An 18096-nucleotide genomic window follows, 5' to 3' on the forward strand; every position below is an offset into this window, starting at 1 on the left:
CACGCCCCGCTGAAGGGGTGACCGGGAGGTCACGGGTGGACAGAGATCCTTCTCGGAGGGGGACCGTGGGACGGACAGGTGAGCCTGTCCGTCCCACGGTGGGAACCGGGCCCGGAATCCGGGCCGGGAACCCGGCCGCCGGGTCAGCCGAAGACCGCGAGGCTCTTCGCCTTGCCGTGCTGCTCCTCCACGAGCGCCAGGAAGCGGCCCTGCGGGTCGAAGACGGCAACCGGCCCCGTGCTGAACGCGGGTATGTCGAGCCGTACGCCGTTGAGCAGGAGCCCGGCGCGCTTCTCGTCCACGTCCCAGCGCGCGAACGCCGCGGCCGCGGCGTCGGCGACCGGCATGACTGTCAACTCCTCCTGGAGCTGGTCGAGGGTCCGCGCGCCGTCCAACGCGTACGGGCCCACCCTGGTCCTGCGCAGCGCGGTGAGATGGCCGCCCACCCCGAGCCCCGCGCCGAGGTCGCGGGCGAGGGCGCGGATGTACGTACCGGAGGAGCAGACGACGGAGACGACCAGGTCGAGGACCGGGGTACCGTCCTCCGCCACGGCCTCGCGGACGTCGTAGAGCCGGAAGGACGAGACGGTCACCGGCCGGGCCGGGATCTCGAACTCCTCACCGCCGCGCACCCGCGCGTACGACCGCTTGCCGTCGATCTTGATGGCGCTGACTTTGGAAGGCACCTGCATGATCGCGCCGGTGAGGGCGGCGATCCCGGCGTCGATGGCCTCGCGGCGCACCGCGGAGGCGTCGGTGGAGGAGGTGATCTCCCCCTCCGCGTCGTCCGTGACGGTGTCCTGGCCGAGCCGGATCGTGCCGAGGTACTCCTTCTCGGTCAGCGCGAGGTGGCCGAGGAGCTTCGTGGCGCGCTCCACGCCCAGGACGAGGACGCCGGTCGCCATCGGGTCGAGGGTGCCCGCGTGTCCGACGCGTCGCGTTCGGGCGATGCCGCGCATCTTGGCGACGACGTCGTGCGAGGTGAAGCCCGACGGCTTGTCCACGATGATCAGGCCGTCGGGCGTCTTGGTCTGCTGAGTCATTCCGCGGCAGCGCCGTCCGTGCTGCCGTCCGTGCTGCCGTCGGCCCCGTCGGCGTCGGCGTCGGCCTTGCGGTACGGGTCGGCCCCGGCCGCGTAGGTCTTGCCGGTCGACACGTTCCGCACCTCGGCGTCCTTGGCGCGTGCCTTGTCGAGGAGGTCCTCGATGGTGCGCGCGTTGTCCGGGAGGGCGTCGGGTACGAACGCCAGCGTCGGGGTGAAGCGGACGCCGGTCTGGCGTCCCACCTCGGAGCGGAGGATGCCCTTGGCGCTCTCCAGTGCCGCCGCGGAGGCCGCGCGCTCCTCGTCGTCGCCGTAGACCGTGTAGAAGACCGTGGCCTCCCGCAGGTCGCCTGTGACGCGGGCGTCCGTGATGGTCACGAAGCCGAGTCGCGGGTCCTTGATACGCCGGTCCAGGGTCTCCGCGACCACGACCTGGATGCGATCGGCCAGCTTGCGGGCCCGCGCGTTGTCGGTCACCGGTCCGTCACTCTTCCTTCTGGGGTTCTTGCTGGTTCTCCAGCTGCTTCTCCAGCTGGCTTGCCTTACTCGTTCTCCACCTGAGTCTCGTACCGAGCCTCTGTGTCGTACAGCCCGGGCCGTAGCGCCCTGGCACGCCCCGCGCCCCGCCCCGTACCGCCCCGTACGGCGCCGCACCGGGCGGTACGGGGATACGGGGCGTGCCGGGTGTACGAGGCACCACCGGGGGCCGGTCACTCCTCGTCGTCGCCGTGGAGCCGGCGCCGTACCGACAGCAGCTCCACCTCGGGCCGGCCGGCGACCATACGCTCGCACCGGTCCAGCACATCGGTGAGATGCCCCCAGTCCCCGGACACCACCGCGAGGCCGATCTCGGCCCTGCGATGCAGGTCCTGGTCGCCGGTCTCCGCCGCGCTCACCGCGAATTTCCGCTGCAGCTCGGCGACGATCGGCCGGACGACGGAGCGTTTCTCCTTCAACGACCGTACGTCGCCGAGAAGCAGATCGAAGGACAGTGTCCCCACATACATGTATGTCCGGATGTCCCGCCGGTACGGGTTCGAAGGCCCTGCCGACGCTTGGCAGGGGCACAAGAACCGTACACGGAACGGCCGGGGCCGATCGACGGAAATACGTCCCGTCGACCGGCCCCGGACCGGCTGCCACGCGTCAGCCGCGCGGCTTCTCCCGCATCTCGTACGTCGCGATGACGTCGTCGATCTTGATGTCGTTGAAGTTTCCGAGGTTGATACCGCCCTCGAAGCCTTCGCGGATCTCGGTGACATCGTCCTTGAAGCGGCGCAGACCCTGGATGTTGAGGTCCTCCGCGATGACCTTGCCGTCGCGGATGAGCCGGGCCTTGGTGTTGCGCTTGACCTCGCCGGAGCGGATGAGAACACCCGCGATGTTGCCCAGCTTGGACGAGCGGAAGATCTCGCGGATCTCCGCCGTGCCGAGCTCGACCTCTTCGTACTCCGGCTTGAGCATGCCCTTGAGGGCCGCTTCGATCTCCTCGATCGCCTGGTAGATGACCGAGTAGTAGCGGACGTCCACGCCTTCGCGGTCGGCCATCTGCGCGGCACGCCCGGCGGCGCGCACGTTGAAGCCGATCACGATGGCGTCGGAGCCCATGGCCAGGTCGATGTCCGACTCCGTGACCGCACCCACGCCGCGGTGCAGGACGCGGATGTCGACCTCTTCGCCGACGTCGAGCTGGAGCAGCGAGGACTCGAGGGCCTCCACCGAACCGGACGCGTCGCCCTTGATGATGAGGTTGAGTTCCTGCACCAGACCGGCCTTGAGGGCCTCGTCCAGGTTCTCCAGGGAGAACCTGACGCCCCTGCGGGCGAAGGCCGCGTTCCGCTCGCGAGCGGCGCGCTTCTCCGCGATCTGCCGGGCGGTACGGTCCTCGTCGACGACGAGGAAGTTGTCGCCGGCGCCGGGGACGTTGGTGAGACCGAGGACCAGGACGGGCGTCGAAGGCGTCGCCACGTCGACGTTGTTGCCGTTGTCGTCGAGCATCGCCCGGACACGGCCGTACGCGTCACCGGCGACCATCGTGTCACCGACGCGCAGCGTTCCGCGCTGGACGAGCACGGTGGCGACGGCGCCGCGACCGCGGTCGAGGTGGGCCTCGATGGCGATACCCTGCGCGTCCTGCTCCGGGTTGGCCCGCAGGTCGAGCGAGGCGTCCGCGGTGAGGACCACGGCCTCCAGCAGGCTGTCGATGTGCAGGCCCTGCTTGGCGGAGATGTCGACGAACATGGTGTCGCCGCCGTACTCCTCGGCCACCAGACCGAACTCGGTGAGCTGACCGCGCACCTTGGTCGGGTCGGCGCCCTCGACGTCGATCTTGTTGACCGCGACCACGATCGGCACGTCGGCCGCCTTGGCGTGGTTCAGCGCCTCGATCGTCTGAGGCATCACACCGTCGTTGGCCGCGACCACGAGGATCGCGATGTCGGTGGACTTCGCACCACGGGCACGCATGGCGGTGAACGCCTCGTGACCCGGGGTGTCGATGAAGGTGATCTTGCGCTCTTCACCGTTGACGTCCGTGGCGACCTGGTACGCACCGATGTGCTGCGTGATCCCGCCGGCCTCGCCCGCGACGACGTTCGTCTTGCGGATCGCGTCCAGCAGCCGGGTCTTACCGTGGTCGACGTGACCCATGACGGTGACGACCGGCGGACGGGACACGAGTGCTTCCTCGCCGCCCTCGTCCTCGCCGAACTCGATGTCGAAGGACTCGAGCAGCTCGCGGTCCTCCTCCTCGGGGCTGACGATCTCGACGACGTAGTTCATCTCACTGGCGAGGAGCTGAAGCGTCTCGTCGGATACGGACTGCGTGGCCGTAACCATCTCGCCGAGGTTCATCATCACGGCGACGAGCGACGCCGGGTTGGCGTTGATCTTCTCCGCGAAGTCGGTGAGCGACGCACCGCGCGACAGCCGGACCGTCTGGCCCTGGCCGCGCGGCAGCATCACGCCGCCGACCGACGGGGCCTGCATGGCCTCGTACTCCTGGCGCCTCTGCCGCTTCGACTTGCGGCCACGGCGGGCGGGCCCGCCCGGACGGCCGAACGCACCCTGTGTGCCACCACGGCCGCCGGGACCACCCGGACGTCCGCCGAAGCCGGGACGGCCACCGCCGCCACCGAAGCCGCCGCCACCGGGACGACCCGGGGCACCGCCGCCGCCACCCGGGCGACCGGCGAAGCCGCCACCGCCGCCGCCACCCGGACGACCGGCGAAGCCGCCGCCACCGGGACGACCGCCGCCACCGCCGCCGCCACCCGGGCGACCGGGGCCGCCGGGACCACGGCCACCGCCGGGGCCACCACCGGGACGCGGGCCGGCAGCGGGACGCTGCGGCATCATGCCCGGGTTCGGACGGTTACCACCGGGGCCACCGCCGGGACCCGCGGCGCGCGGGGCCTGCGGACGCGGCATTCCGCCCGGGGTCGGACGACCGCCGCCCTGACCGCCGGGGCCTGCCTGCGGACGGGGACCGCCCTGACCGGCACCCTGCGGGCGCGGGCCGGGGGCACCGGGGCCGCCGGGACGCGGGGCGCCGCCGGGACGGGGCGCCTGCGGGCGCGCCATGCCGGTGGAACCGCCGGACGTGAAGGGGTTGTTGCCCGGACGCGGGCCCGCGGGGCGGGCACCGGGACGCGGGGCCTGGCCGGGACGCGCGCCGCCGGGGCGGCCGCCCTGGCGCTGGTCGCCGCGCTGGTCACCCTGACGGTCGCCCTGGCGCTGGTCTCCCTGACCGCCCGCGGGGCGGTTGGAGGGACGCGGGCCGGGGGTGGCACCGGGCCGGGGACCGGCGGCCGGGGCCGACGGAGGCGCGGTGAACTCCGGGGCCGCCGGGGCGGCGGGGGCGGGCCTCGCGGCGGGCCGCGGGGCGGCCGGTGCCGGACGCGGGCCGGGGCTCGGCGCCGGAGAGGGGGTGCTGCTCCTGGGGGCCTCGGCGGCGGCCGGCTTGGGGGCCGGGACACCGGGCTTCGGCGCAGCGGGACGTGCCGCCTGGGCCGCGGAGGCCGGAGACGGGGGGGCGGGCCTTGCGGGGGTCGCCTTACGGGGCGCCCCGGGCTTGGCAGCGGGCCGGCCGGCGTTGCCGCCGGGCCCCTGCAAAGCGTCAGTCAATTTGCGCACGACCGGCGCCTCGATCGTCGAGGACGCCGAACGGACGAATTCACCGAGTTCCTGGAGCTTGGCCATGACGACCTTGCTCTCCACACCGAACTCCTTGGCGAGTTCGTATACCCGGACCTTAGCCACTTCGCTCCTTTTAGGTCCGGGTTACCGCCGGACCGTCGCTACTTCATGGGCGTACTCATCGCGTACTCATCGAGTGCTCATCGCAATCTCGACCTACTTCCAACTCGCGAGGTACCTGAACCGCACGGGGGCCCGTGCCGTACTTCTTCTTACAGTGCCGACTGCTCGACATACCGGCGCAGTTCCGTGCTGTCGAGCGGCCCCTGGACCTTGAAGGCCCTGGAGAACGCCCGGCGGCGGATCGCCAGGTCGAGACAGATCAAGGCGGGATGCGTGTACGCACCCCGGCCGGGCAGCGTACCGCGTTGATCGGGAACACAGTGTTCACCCATCGCCACGATGCGCAGCAGATCGTTCTTGGCCGCTCGCTTCCGGCAGCCCACGCACGTTCGCTCAGGGCAGCGTCGGTCGCTCGTCCGGCCAGACACCTTCAAGTCTACCTCCCCGCGCCGACCTCACCCCTTTGGGGCAACGTTCGAACACTCACGTACACAAAAGGGCGCGACGGTGTCCGGCGGGATTCCGCCGCCGGGCATGCGGAAGACCCGCGGAAGACCACTCCCGGATCGTTACCAGCCGGTATCAGCCGCGCTCGCCGTTCCCGCTCCGATTGCCGCCCCGAGGGCCCGTACGGGGCCGGTCGTCACCCCGGGGCCGGTCGTCACTCCTGGATCGGTCGGCTCCGCCACGGTCGCGGTCCCCGCCTCGGTCGCGGTCACCCCCGCGGTCACGGTCTCCGTCGTCGTCCGGCTGCTCCGTGTCGGGGCGGATGTCGATGCGCCAGCCGGTGAGCCGCGCGGCGAGCCGGGCGTTCTGCCCTTCCTTGCCGATGGCCAGGGAGAGCTGGTAATCCGGCACGGTCACCCGCGCGGACCTCGCGCCCAGATCGACGACCTCGACCTTGCTGACCCGGGCCGGCGACAGCGCGTTCGCCACCATCTCGGCCGGGTCGTCCGACCAGTCCACGATGTCGATCTTCTCGCCGAGCAGCTCGGCCATGACATTGCGCACACGCGCACCCATCGGGCCGATGCAGGCGCCCTTGGCATTGAGACCGGAACGTGTCGAGCGCACGGCGATCTTGGTGCGGTGACCGGCCTCGCGGGCGATCGCCGTGATCTCCACGGAGCCGTCCGCGATCTCCGGGACCTCCAGCGCGAAGAGCTTCTTGACCAGATTGGGGTGCGTACGAGAGAGCGTCACCGAGGGGCCCCGTACGCCGCGGGCCACGCGGACCACGTACGTACGCAGCCGCAGCCCGTGCGTGTACTCCTCGCCCGGCACCTGCTCCTGCACGGGGAGGATGGCTTCGAGCTTGTCGTCCAGTTTGACAAGGACGTTCTTGGGGTCCTTGCCCTGCTGCACCATGCCGGCGACGACATCGCCCTCACGGCGCGCGTACTCGCCGAAGGTGACGTCGTTCTCGGCGTCGCGCAGCCGCTGCTGGATGACCTGGCGGGCGGTGGTCGCGGCGATCCGGCCGAAGTCCGACGGCGTGTCGTCGAACTCCTTGGGCTCCTGGCCCTCTTCCAGATCGGCCGGGTCCTCCTTGGCCCAGACCGTGACATGGCCGTTCTCGCGGCTGAGGACGACACGGGCGCGCCGGTGGCTGCCGTCGGTGCGGTGGTAGGCGATGAGGAGGGCGGATTCGATCGCCTCGACCAGCAGATCGAAGGGGATCTCCTTCTCTTGTGCCAAGCCCTTCAGGAGCTTCACATCGATGTCCACGGCTACGCCTCCTCTTCCTTCTTGTCCTTGCGGCTGAACTCGATCTCGACGCGCGCCTTCGCGATCTGCGCGAACTCGACCCGGCGGGCGGTGGGCTTGCGCCCCTTCACGCCCGGCACTTCGAGGTCGAGCCCGCCGTCATCCACGGTGAGGATGCGCGCCACCACTTCGTCGCCCTCGCGGAGGTGGATCCGGGCCAGCCGGCCGACGGCGCGCAGATAGTGGCGCGGTTCGGTGAGCGGGCGTTCCGCCCCGGGGGAGGTGACTTCGAGCTGGTACTCGTCCTCGCCCATCGCGTCCGTCTCATCGAGCTTCTCCGAGATGGAGCGGCTCAGCTCGGCGCACTCGTCAAGGTCCACACCCTCGTCGGAGTCGACCACGATCCTCAGCACACGACGCCGGCCGGCCCGGGACACCTCGATCTCTTCCAGATCCAGGTCCTTGGCGCTGACGAGCGGTTCCAGCAGTCCGCGCAGCCTTTCGCTCTGGGTGGTGCTCATCCGGGTGACTCCTCGGCCGCGTGTGCTGTTGTGGGATCGTCGCGTGTCAGATCAGTCGTGTGTCGGATCAAAGGGTATCCGGTCTCCAGGGGTGTTGCCGTCCACGAACGGGTGACCCGCGGGTACGCTCGCACGCGATGATCATGGAGATCTTCACGAGCCCGAGGAGAGACGCGTGGGGCGCACGGGGACGACACGCAGACATGCCCTCTTGGCCGCCGGCGCCGCGACGGCCGGTCTGCTGACCGCGGCGTGCTCCTCCTCGGACTCGACGGACGGAGGGACCTCCACCGCGGCGGAGAAGGCGGCGGCGCGGGTCGCGCGCGTGGAGAAGGCGTTGCGACGGCGGTCCGCGGACACCAGCCGGGCGCTGCTCGCGCGGTACGACGCGGTACGGAAGCGCCATCCAGGACAGGACGCTCGGCTGGCGCCGTTGCGCGACGCAGTGGCGCGGCACATCGCGGTGTTGACGTCCGAGGGCCACAAGAAGGACGACGCCCATGGGGGCGAGGCTCGCAAGGAGGAAGGGACAAGAGCGTCCGACGCGGCGTACGGGGCGGAGCGCGAGGCTACGGACGGGGCGTCCGACGGGGCGCCGCGGGCGCCGCAAAAACCTTCCGCCTCCCCTGCCCCGCCGGGGCGGGCGGACACTCCGGGGACGGGCGGAACTCGGGGTGCACAGTCAGCCCAGGGAGCCCATGGAGCTCCGGGGTCAGCCGCCACGTCTGCCACGTCCGCCCCCGCTGACACACCTTCCGCCGCTGACGCGACCGCCGCCACCGTGGCCGCGGATCCCGCCGCGGCGCTCAAGGAACTGGCCGCAGCCGAGCGCCGTACCTGCGACACGCACACCGCCACACTCATGGAAGCGCCACCGGAACTCGCCCGGCTGCTCGCTTCCCTCGCCGCGGCGAGCGCCGCCCACGCCTACCTGCTGACGGAAGGACCCCGCTCGTGACCACCCGTGCGCTGGAGGCCGCGCAGGCCGCACTCGCCGCGGAGCACGCCGCCGTCTACGGGTACGGAGTCGTCGGCGGGCGCGTCGGCCTCGCGCGCCGTTCCGAGGCCACCGCCGCGTACACCGCGCACCGTGCGCGGCGCGACGCGCTGGCGCGCACCGTGCGCGACATGGGCGGCAGGCCCGCCGTCGCGGCCGCGGCCTACGCGCTGCCCTTCGATGTGCCGGACGGCGCCGCGGCCGTCCGGCTCGCCGCCGAGTTGGAGGACCGGGTCGCCGGGGTCTACTCGGATCTCGTACGCGCCTCGGAAGGGCCCCTGCGACGCGAGGCGGCGGGGGCGCTGCGCGAGGCGGCGGTACGGGCCGTGCGCTGGCGCGGGAGCGGCGTAGCCTTTCCTGGGCTCGCGGAGAGAGCGTGAGCCCCGACACGTCCCCATGGCTCCGAAAGGCATCTACGCGCGTATGGGTTTCGAACCGCCGCAGCGTCTGAGGCGCACGCTCGGCGAGCTGACCGGGGACGCCGCTGCCGCCGAATGGCTCGGCCGGCTGCCCGCGCTCGCCGCGGAGGCCGTCGCACGGCGCGGCCTTGAGGTCGAGCGCGTGATCGCACCGGGCGGCCGGAGCGGTCTGGTGCTGCTCGTACGGCGGCCCGACGGCGCGCCCGCCGCGCTCAAGATCGCGCCGCCGTTCGTGGCACCGGAGCTGGAACGGGCGGCGCTGGCGCACTGGCAGGGCTGGGGGGCGGTCAGGGTCCTCGACGCCACGGACGCGGGGGACGGCGCACTGCTCCTGGAGCGTCTGCACCCGGAGATGTCGCTCCGTTCGCTGCCGGAGGCCAAGGCCCTGCTCGAAGCGGCGGGCACGGTGCGCCGGCTGTGGGTCGAGCCGTCTGCCGACCACGGCTTCGGCACGGTGGCCGAACGGACCGCCTCCGAGGCGGTGCGACTGGACGCGTCGTCGGACGGGAGCCTCGCGCCGCTCGTCTCCGCCGCGCTGACGGCACGCGACGCACTGTGCGCCACGTCCTCCGAGGAGATGCTGCTGCACGGGGCGTTCCGTCAGGGCAAGGTGCTGGCGGGCGACCGTGTGCCCTGGCTGGCGGTGGGTCCCGAGCCCCTCGTCGGTGAGCGCGCCTACGATCTGGCGCGGCTGGTACGCGACCGGGTGGAGGATCTCGTGGCGGCCTCGTCCGGTGCCTCCTCGGCGCGTCGCCGCGTCAACCGGCTGGCCGACTCCTTGGACCTCGACCGGGAGCGGCTGCGCGGCTGGACGCTCTTCCGCGCGGTGGAGTCCGGCACGCGCGCTCTGGAGGCGGGCCACCGCCAGAGCGCCGAATCACTGCTGGAGTTCGCGGGCTGGCTCTGAGGCCCCGCGCGGCGTACGGTGCGCCGCGCCGTACGCCCCGCGAGGCGCCCCGTACGGTGCGGCGCCCTGCCCACGCGGCGCTGCTGCTCCGTAGGCGCTGCACTCGCGCCCCGTACGTACCGAATTGCGCGCCGTACGGGGCGAAGACGCGCCCCGTACGGCGCGCAGCGCTGCGGCCGGCGGGTCAGCAGTCGGCCACCGGCCGGTAGGGTCCTCAGGCCGTCAGGCGGGTGATCGCCTCCGCGACCGTCAGTTCCTCGCGCTCCCCCGTACGGCGGTCCTTCAGCTCCACGACACCCTCCGCGGAGCGGCGACCCGCCACCAGGATGTGCGGAACACCGATCAGCTCGGCGTCGGTGAACTTCACCCCCGGGGAGACCCCGGGGCGCTCGTCCACCAGCACGCGCAGCCCGGCCGCCGAAAGCTGCTCGGAGACGTCCAGTGCCAGCTCCGTCTGGAGCGCCTTGCCCGCCGCAACGACGTGGACATCGGCCGGGGCGATCTCCTTCGGCCAGCACAGGCCCTGCTCGTCGGCGCTCTGCTCGGCCACGGCGGCCACGGCGCGCGAGACACCGACGCCGTACGAGCCCATGGTCACGCGCACCGGCTTGCCCTGCTGCCCCAGCACGTCGAGCTGGAAGGTGTCGGCGTACTTGCGGCCGAGCTGGAAGATGTGGCCGATCTCGATCGCGCGGTCCAGCTTGAGGCCCGAACCACAGGCGGGGCAGGGGTCGCCCTCCTCGACGACGACCACGTCGAGGTACTGGTCGACCTCGAAGTCGCGGCCCGCGACCACGTTGCGCGCGTGGGTGTCGGGCTTGTTGGCGCCGGTGACCCACGCAGTGCCGGCCGCGACGCGCGGGTCGGCGATGTAGCGGATCTTGAGCCCCTGAGGGCCGACGTAGCCGCGTACCAGCTCCGGCCGGTCCGCGAAGTCCTCGGCCGTCACCAGCTCGACGACAGCGGGCGCGAGGTGCTCGCCGAGCTTGCCGAGATCCACCTCGCGGTCGCCGGGTACGCCGACCAGGGTGATCTCACCGTCGACCTTGACCAGCAGGTTCTTCAGGGTCGCGGAGGCCGGCACACCGAGGTGCGCGGCGAGTGTCTCGATGGTCGGGGTGTCGGGGGTGTCCAGTTCCTCGACGGGGCCGTGCTCGACGGGCTCCACCGCCGGGGCGCTGAAGGTGACGGCTTCCGTGTTGGCGGCGTAGTCGCAGGCGGGGCAGTCGACGAAGGTGTCCTCGCCCGCCGCGGCGGGGGCCAGGAACTCCTCGGACGCCGAGCCGCCCATCGCGCCGGAGACCGCCGAGACGATGCGGTAGTCAAGGCCGATCCTGGCGAAGATCTTCTGGTACGCGGCGCGGTGCAGCGCGTACGACTCGGCCAGGCCCTCGTCCGTGGTGTCGAAGGAGTACGAGTCCTTCATCTGGAACTCACGCCCGCGCAGCACGCCGGAGCGCGGACGCGCCTCGTCCCGGTACTTCGTCTGGATCTGGTAGAGCATCACCGGCAGGTCCTTGTAGGACGTGCACTGGTCCTTGACGACCTGGGTGAAGATCTCCTCGTGCGTGGGGCCCAGCAGGTAGTCCGCGCCCTTGCGGTCCTTGAGGCGGAACAGGAGGTCGCCGTACTCATCCCAGCGCCCGCTCGCCTCGTACGGCTCCTTGGGCAGCAGCGCGGGCAGCAGCACTTCCTGCGCGCCGATGGCGTCCATCTCCTCGCGGACGACGCGCGAGATGTTGTCGAGGACCTTCTTGCCGAGCGGCAGCCAGCTCCAGATACCGGCGGACGTACGGCGGACGTAACCGGCGCGGACGAGCAGCTTGTGGCTGAGGGTCTCGGCGTCCGCCGGGTCGTCGCGCAATGTCTTGACCATCAACCGGGACATGCGCTGGACCTGGGACATGGGGAGCACTCCTGCGTTCTGCTTCTCTCGGGTGTTGCCAGGAGGTTAGCCGGGGTCCGCCAGCAGGCGGAAATCAGTATCTGCGCCGCGCCGTACGGCGCAGTGGGAGCGGGGCGCCCATCACGGCGTACGGCCGGGGCGCGCTGGGGAAGTGCACCTGGCGGGCGAGGTCCTCGTACCCGAGGGTGCGGTACAGCTTGCGGGCGGGGCTCTCGATGTCGATGGCGGACAGGATCGAGCGCGGCTGGGCGGCGGCGTCCGTGATCGCGGTGATCAGGGTGCGGCCGATGCCGCGGGCCTGGAATTCGGGGTGCACATGGAGTTCGGTGATCACGAAGGAGTCGTCGAGCCAGCCCTCGGAGCCGTTGGCGCGCAGATACGGTTCGACGATTGTGGACCACCAGTGGGCGCGGTCGTTTGGCATGCCGTACACGAACCCTACGAGCCGCCCCGTGGCGGTGGTGGCGCCGAGTGCGCGGCAGCCGCGGTGCAGCACGTGGCGGAGCACGATGTGGCGCCGTACGCCGACCTCGTCGTCGCTGAGGCCGAAGGCCAGGGCCTGCACGGCGAGCGCCTCGTCTACGCGCGCGGCGAGATCGACCGGCCCTACCTGTACGTCGGGGGTACGGGGGGCGCCCCCGGGGATGCTCGGCATGGCCGAACCCTACTTTCAGAAGAGCACGCTCATGAAGGCACCCACTTCGTGGAATCCGACGCGCCGGTAGGCGGCTCTCGCGGGGGTGTTGTAGTCGTTCACGTAAAGGCTCACTATGGGCGCCACATCGGCGAGCGCAAACCGTACGACCGCCGCCATGCCGGACTCGGAGAGGCCGCGGCCCCGGAACTCGGGGTCGACCCAGACGCCCTGGATCTGGCAGGCCTGCGGGGTGGCCGCGCCGATCTCGGCCTTGAAGAGGACTCTGCCGTCCTCTATGCGGGCGAACGAGCGCCCCGAGCCGACGAGTTCGGCGACGCGTGCCTGGTAGAGCAGCCCGCCGTCGCCCGCGAGCGGGGAGACACCGACCTCCTCGGTGAACATGGCCACGCAGGCGGGCATGATCACGTCGAGTTCGTCCTTGCGGATGCGGCGTACGAAGGGGTCGGGCGCGACGGCGGGGAGCTCTTCGGTGGCCATCAGCGGCTGGTGGGCGCGGACCTCCCGGGCGGGGCCCCAGTTCGGCTCCAGAAGGCGCCACAGCGCCGCGGTGGGCCCGGCGGGGCCGACGATGGAGGAGCAGCGGCGGCCGGTCCTGCGGGCGCGGTCGGCGAAGGCGCGGACGGCCTCGGGGGTAGCGCAGATCGGGACGAGATTGGCTCCTGCGTAGCAGAGGGAACGGAGCCGGCCGTCCGCGTACCAGCCCCACATCTCGCCGCCGAGGCGCCAGGGGTCGAGTCCGGCGACCTGGACGCGGGCCGTGACGAAGGCGTTGGCGACGGGCTCGCTCTCCAGAATGGCGAGCGCGGCGCCGAGTTCACTGGGTTCGAGGACCCGGGTGGTGGTCTGCGTCAACACGAGGGGGCCTCACCATACGTATGCCGATCTCCGCACTGTACCCGGCGGCCCTGTGATACGCCGCCCGCGAGAGGATGCGGGGCCCGAGCGGCCCGCTACGGCGCCGCAGTGGTGGCGTCGTAGCGCCGTGGCGCGACGTGCGGGGCTGTTTGCCGGCCGGCGGCGCAAGCGCCCGTACGAGGCCGCGTGAGCCGGGCGGCGTACGGGGCGGGCGCTGTGTACGGGACCGGTTGGCGGCGTACGGGGCGGGGGCGTGACCGTGGCGTAAGGGGCGGAGTGGGCAAACGCGCACGGGCCGTACGGGGTGTGTGTTCCGCTGATGGTCGGCTCGTACCACTGTCGCCCGCAACAGCCGCGGCCCCGCGACCGGCGCCCGGACGGGCGGTGGCTGCGGGGCCGCGTACGAAGACCTCACGCGAGAGCGGGAGGCGGGAGAAGCGGGGTCCTGGAAGCGCAGGAGTCGTGAGGCCTCAGGAGGTCAGCTCACGGAGACCTGGGGCTCGCCCGAGGCGATGCCGTCCTTCTCCATCTGTTCGGCGATCTTCATGGCTTCGTCGATGAGGGTCTCCACGATCTTCGACTCGGGAACGGTCTTGATGACCTCGCCCTTCACGAAGATCTGCCCCTTGCCGTTGCCCGACGCCACCCCGAGATCAGCCTCACGCGCCTCACCCGGACCGTTCACCACACACCCCATCACCGCCACCCGCAGCGGAACCTCCATACCCTCCAGCCCCGCCGTCACCTCATCGGCCAGCTTGTACACATCCACCTGCGCCCGCCCGCACGAAGGACACGACACGATCTCCAGACGCCGCTGCCGCAGGTTCAGGGACTCCAGAATCTGGATACCGACCTTCACTTCCTCCGCCGGAGGCGCCGACAACGACACCCGGATCGTGTCCCCGATCCCCTCCGCCAACAGCGCACCGAACGCGACGGCCGACTTGATCGTCCCCTGGAACGCCGGACCCGCCTCCGTCACCCCCAGATGCAGCGGATAGTCACACCGCTCCGCGAGCAGCCGGTAGGCGTTCACCATGACCACCGGGTCGTTGTGCTTCACCGAGATCTTGATGTCCCGGAACCCGTGCTCCTCGAACAGCGACGCCTCCCACAACGCCGACTCCACGAGAGCCTCCGGCGTCGCCTTTCCGTACTTCGCCAGCAGCCGCGCATCCAGCGAACCCGCGTTCACCCCGATACGGATCGGCGTCCCCGCCTCACTCGCCGCCCGCGCGATCTCCCGCACCTTGTCGTCGAACTGCTTGATGTTCCCCGGATTCACCCGCACCGCGGCACACCCGGCGTCAATCGCCGCGAACACATACTTCGGCTGAAAATGAATATCCGCGATCACCGGAATCTGTGACTTCCGCGCAATCACCGCCAACGCGTCCGCATCGTCCTGCGTCGGACACGCCACCCGCACGATCTGACACCCCGACGCCGTCAATTCGGCAATCTGCTGCAGCGTCGCACCCACATCCGACGTACGCGTCGTCGTCATCGACTGCACCGACACCGGCGCATCCCCACCAACCGCCACCGATCCGACCTGGATCTGACGGCTGACCCTTCGATCGGCGAGCTTCGTCGGAACGGACGGCATTCCGAGAGAAATTGCGGTCATCTGCTAAGCAACCCCAAGGTGTGGATCAAGGTCCCGAGATCGGCGGGCTCCAGCACCCGAGATTACGCCACCGTGCACTGCGCGAGCACATCCTGACGAAAAGTCCACCCAAAGATAAGCGGCCGGACACAAACAGTGTCCGGCCACCGCGAAACGGATGATATCAACTGATTTTGACGGGGTTGAAGACGTCGGCGACAAGGACGAGCAGGGTGAAGCAGATGAAGATCCCGGCCACGACGTAGGCGACCGGCATCAGCTTCGCCACGTCGAAGGGGCCGGGGTCGGGACGCTTGAACAGCCGCGCCAGCCTGCGCCGCAGGGACTCCCAGAGCGCACCCGCGATATGGCCGCCGTCGAGGGGCAGCAGGGGCAGCATGTTGAACAGGAAGAGCGAGAGGTTGAACCCGGCGAGCAGGAAGAGCAGCATCGCGATCTGGTTCTGCGCCGGAATGTCGAGCGTCATCACCTCACCGCCGATGCGCGCCGCACCGACCACACCGACCGGCGAGTCGTCCTTGCGCGGGCCGTCCCCGAAGGCAGCGCTCCACAGATCGGGGATCTTGGAAGGCAGCGCGATGATCGAGTCGACGCCGTTCACGATCATGTCGCCCATCCGGTCCACCGACTGGGGGAAGGAGAGCGGGATGATCTCAGTGGAAGCGGCGAATCCGAGATAGCCCGCGGGCACGTATTTGTCGGGGATGGCCTCGCCCTTCGAATCCTTCGCCGCCACCATGTTCTTGGCGAGTGTGGCGTGCAGGACCTGCTCCGTACCGTCGCGCTGGACGGTGATGGTGGCGGGGCCGATGGTGCCGCGGATCAGGTTGGAGAGCGTGGACCAGTCGTCGACGCGCTTGTCGTTGAAGGCGACGATCTTGTCGCCCTCCTTGAGCCCGGCCGCCTGAGCAGGCGAGACGGGGTCGCCCTTCTCGCACGCGTCCCGCTTGTCGCTCTGCGAGATCACACACTTCTGTACACCGGCGACCGTCGTCGTCTGGGTCTGGAAACCGAAGCCCATCGCGACGCTGATGAAGATCACGGCGGCGAGTACGAGGTTCATGAAGGGGCCGGCGAACATCACGATGACGCGCTTCCACGGCTTGCGTGTGTAGAAGAGGCGCTTCTCGTCACCGGGCTGGAGTTCCTCGAAGGCGGCCGAGCGGGCGTCCTCTATCATCCCGCGCCAGGGCGACGTGGAGCGCGCCTCCAGGCGCCCGTCGGGTCCCGGCGGGAACATCCCGATCATGCGGATGTAACCACCCATGGGGATGGCCTTGAGCCCGTACTCCGTATCGCCCTTCACCCGTGACCAGATGGTCGGACCGAACCCGACCATGTACTGGGGCACCCGGATGCCGAAGATCTTGGCCGTGGAGAGATGGCCGAGTTCGTGCAGGGCGATGGAGAAGAGCAGCCCCGCGACAAACACAAGGATGCCGAGGACCGTCAACAGAATCGTCATGCGCGAGCCTCCGCTGGCTGTTCTTCGCTTGGCTGACGTACGTCACTGAACTTCGCTGCTGTCTCGCGCGCCCGGGCGCGCGCCCAGGTCTCGGCTTCGAGGACGTCGGCCACGGTGAGCGAGGTTCCCTCCGCGCCGCCCGAGGCTCCGTCCTCGCGGGTACGGGGCCGGTCGTGCCCCGCCTCCTCGACAACGGCGGTGACCGTCTCCATGATGCCGTTGAACGGCAGCCGTCCCGCCAGGAAGGCGTCCACACACTCCTCGTTCGCGGCATTGAACACCGCGGGGGCCGTGCCGCCCAGGGCTCCCACGTGCCGGGCGAGTCCCACGGACGGGAACGCCTCACCGTCGAGCGGGAAGAACTCCCAGGTCGAAGCCTTGGTCCAGTCGAACGCGGGCGCGGCGTCGGGCACCCGCTCCGGCCAGCCGAGACCGAGGGCGATCGGCCCGCGCATGTCGGGCGGGGTCGCCTGGGCCAGGGTCGAACCGTCCTTGAATTCCACCATCGAGTGAACATACGACTGAGGGTGGACAACCACCTCAATGTGTTCGAAGGGAATGTCGTAGAGGAGATGCGCCTCGATCACTTCGAGACCCTTGTTCACGAGGGTCGCGGAGTTGACCGTGATCACCGGGCCCATGGCCCAGGTGGGGTGCGCGAGAGCGTCCTTGGGGGTGACACGGGCCAGATCGGCCTTCGTACGGCCCCTGAACGGCCCGCCGGAGGCCGTCACGACGAGCTTGCGCACATCGGCACGGGTCCCGGCCGCCAGCGCCTGGAAGAGCGCGGCGTGCTCGGAGTCGACGGGGATGATCTGACCAGGCTTGGCCACAGCCTTCACCAGGGGGCCGCCGACGATCAGCGACTCCTTGTTGGCGAGCGCGAGGGTACGGCCCGCCGTCAGTGCGGCAAGCGTGGGGGCGAGCCCGATGGATCCGGTGATGCCGTTCAGTACGGTGTGGCACTCCGAGGCTGCCAGCTCGGTCGCGGCGTCGGGGCCGGCGAGGATCTCGGGGAGCGGTTCGCCCGCCCCGTACCGCGCGCCGAGGGCCTCCCGAAGGGCGGGGACGGCGCTCTCGCGCGCGACGGCGACGGTACGGACCCGCAGCCGCCGCGCCTGCTCGGCGAGGAGCTCCACGTGGCCGCCCGCGGCGGAGAGGGCGGTGACACGGAAGCGGTCGGGGTTGCGCAGGACCAGGTCGATGGCCTGCGTGCCGATGGAGCCGGTGGAGCCGAGGACGACGATGTCACGGCGGCCTTCGATCGGATCGAAGACAATATGCGGATCGGCGAGAGGGGCTGGGCTGTCGCTCATGCCCCCCATTCTTGCCTCATCCGAGAGCGGGGAGGACAGCGCGCCCCCACAGGTGTCTCCGTGCGCCGGTCCCGCGCACGCCGCGCCCCTTCCGCAGAGGGCCCGGGGACGCCCGGTGGTGTCCCCGTATCCGCCCCGTAGTCGCTGCACCCCCGCCCCGTCGTCGCTGCGCATCCGTGCCGTACGGCGTGGCCGCGCCGTACGGGGGCGTACGGCGCGCTCTCTTTCTCTGTCCGGTCGGACAAGGGCCACAGCGGCCTCGTGGGGCGCCGCACGGCGCCCCGTACGGGGCGGCCAGTGCGTCCCGACCGAAGCCGAGCGCCGGCGCCGAGCGGGGGAAGCGCCGCAGAACGTCAACCCCGTGTCCAACCCTGGCCCATTGAGCCACTTTCATTGACACGCCTGCCGCG

General features: G+C 70.8%; 17 protein-coding genes. 3 read left to right on the forward strand and 14 right to left on the reverse strand.

Features of this window, described 5'->3' with window-relative positions; genetic code table 11:
• Positions 1–143 precede the first annotated feature (143 nt).
• The 8 genes from truB to ACFXKG_RS27310 form a co-directional block, all read right to left on the reverse strand.
• Positions 144–1043 (reverse strand): tRNA pseudouridine(55) synthase TruB, encoded by a 900-nt coding sequence (gene truB / locus ACFXKG_RS27275; protein ID WP_384844369.1) that lies wholly within the window; start codon positions 1041–1043, stop codon positions 144–146.
• The gene (rbfA, locus tag ACFXKG_RS27280) at positions 1040–1519 is read right to left on the reverse strand and encodes a 30S ribosome-binding factor RbfA (protein ID WP_384844372.1); all 480 of its coding nucleotides are present in this window, start codon (positions 1517–1519) and stop codon (positions 1040–1042) included. Before rbfA ends, truB begins: the two co-directional genes overlap by 4 nt.
• A 233-nt stretch (positions 1520–1752) precedes the next feature.
• The gene (locus ACFXKG_RS27285; RefSeq protein ID WP_382892616.1) at positions 1753–2049 is read right to left on the reverse strand and encodes a DUF503 domain-containing protein; all 297 of its coding nucleotides are present in this window, start codon (positions 2047–2049) and stop codon (positions 1753–1755) included.
• A 139-nt stretch (positions 2050–2188) separates the two neighbouring features.
• Entirely contained in the window at positions 2189–5302 is a 3114-nt protein-coding gene (gene infB / locus ACFXKG_RS27290) for a translation initiation factor IF-2 (RefSeq protein WP_384844376.1), read from the reverse strand.
• A gap of 149 nt (positions 5303–5451) precedes the next feature.
• Positions 5452–5730, reverse strand: coding sequence for a YlxR family protein (locus ACFXKG_RS27295; RefSeq protein WP_382892611.1), 279 nt, complete (start codon positions 5728–5730; stop codon positions 5452–5454).
• Positions 5731–5884: 154 nt separating this feature from the next.
• Positions 5885–7030, reverse strand: coding sequence for a transcription termination factor NusA (gene nusA / locus ACFXKG_RS27300; protein ID WP_384844379.1), 1146 nt, complete (start codon positions 7028–7030; stop codon positions 5885–5887).
• A gap of 2 nt (positions 7031–7032) precedes the next feature.
• On the reverse strand, positions 7033–7530 hold the full coding sequence (gene rimP / locus ACFXKG_RS27305) for a ribosome maturation factor RimP (protein WP_384844382.1): 498 nt from the start codon (positions 7528–7530) through the stop codon (positions 7033–7035).
• Positions 7531–7683: 153 nt separating this feature from the next.
• Positions 7684–7890 (reverse strand): hypothetical protein, encoded by a 207-nt coding sequence (locus tag ACFXKG_RS27310; protein WP_384844385.1) that lies wholly within the window; start codon positions 7888–7890, stop codon positions 7684–7686.
• Between the two features lie 421 nt (positions 7891–8311).
• Here ACFXKG_RS27310 and ACFXKG_RS27315 point away from each other — a divergent pair, with 421 nt between their 5' ends.
• Genes ACFXKG_RS27315 through ACFXKG_RS27325 form a run of 3 tightly spaced genes read left to right on the forward strand, consistent with a single transcriptional unit; the run spans position 8312 to position 9853 of the window.
• Positions 8312–8488, forward strand: a complete 177-nt coding sequence (locus ACFXKG_RS27315; RefSeq protein ID WP_384844388.1) for a hypothetical protein — start codon at positions 8312–8314, stop codon at positions 8486–8488.
• Complete coding sequence (locus ACFXKG_RS27320; protein ID WP_384844391.1) at positions 8485–8907, forward strand: DUF4439 domain-containing protein; 423 nt, start codon at positions 8485–8487, stop codon at positions 8905–8907. The genes ACFXKG_RS27315 and ACFXKG_RS27320 overlap by 4 nt, the downstream gene beginning before the upstream one ends.
• Positions 8908–8950: 43 nt before the next feature.
• Complete coding sequence (locus tag ACFXKG_RS27325; RefSeq protein WP_384844394.1) at positions 8951–9853, forward strand: aminoglycoside phosphotransferase family protein; 903 nt, start codon at positions 8951–8953, stop codon at positions 9851–9853.
• A 214-nt stretch (positions 9854–10067) separates the two neighbouring features.
• Here ACFXKG_RS27325 and ACFXKG_RS27330 read toward each other — a convergent pair whose 3' ends face one another.
• From ACFXKG_RS27330 to dxr, 6 genes are all read right to left on the reverse strand, one after another.
• The gene (locus tag ACFXKG_RS27330) at positions 10068–11759 is read right to left on the reverse strand and encodes a proline--tRNA ligase (protein WP_384844397.1); all 1692 of its coding nucleotides are present in this window, start codon (positions 11757–11759) and stop codon (positions 10068–10070) included.
• A 73-nt stretch (positions 11760–11832) separates the two neighbouring features.
• Complete coding sequence (locus ACFXKG_RS27335) at positions 11833–12414, reverse strand: GNAT family N-acetyltransferase (protein WP_384844400.1); 582 nt, start codon at positions 12412–12414, stop codon at positions 11833–11835.
• Between the two features lie 15 nt (positions 12415–12429).
• Positions 12430–13272: a GNAT family N-acetyltransferase gene (locus ACFXKG_RS27340; RefSeq protein ID WP_384844403.1), complete on the reverse strand. Its 843-nt coding sequence runs from the start codon at positions 13270–13272 to the stop codon at positions 12430–12432.
• Positions 13273–13750: 478 nt separating this feature from the next.
• Positions 13751–14905, reverse strand: coding sequence for a flavodoxin-dependent (E)-4-hydroxy-3-methylbut-2-enyl-diphosphate synthase (gene ispG, locus ACFXKG_RS27345; RefSeq protein WP_384844406.1), 1155 nt, complete (start codon positions 14903–14905; stop codon positions 13751–13753).
• A 163-nt stretch (positions 14906–15068) separates the two neighbouring features.
• Entirely contained in the window at positions 15069–16370 is a 1302-nt protein-coding gene (locus ACFXKG_RS27350) for a M50 family metallopeptidase (protein ID WP_382892593.1), read from the reverse strand.
• A complete protein-coding gene (dxr, locus tag ACFXKG_RS27355) occupies positions 16367–17686 on the reverse strand; it encodes a 1-deoxy-D-xylulose-5-phosphate reductoisomerase (protein ID WP_384844411.1) in 1320 nt (439 codons plus the stop codon). Before dxr ends, ACFXKG_RS27350 begins: the two co-directional genes overlap by 4 nt.
• Positions 17687–18096 lie beyond the last annotated feature (410 nt).

This window comes from Streptomyces sp. NPDC059255 (assembly GCF_042752355.1).
Lineage (GTDB): Bacteria > Actinomycetota > Actinomycetes > Streptomycetales > Streptomycetaceae > Streptomyces.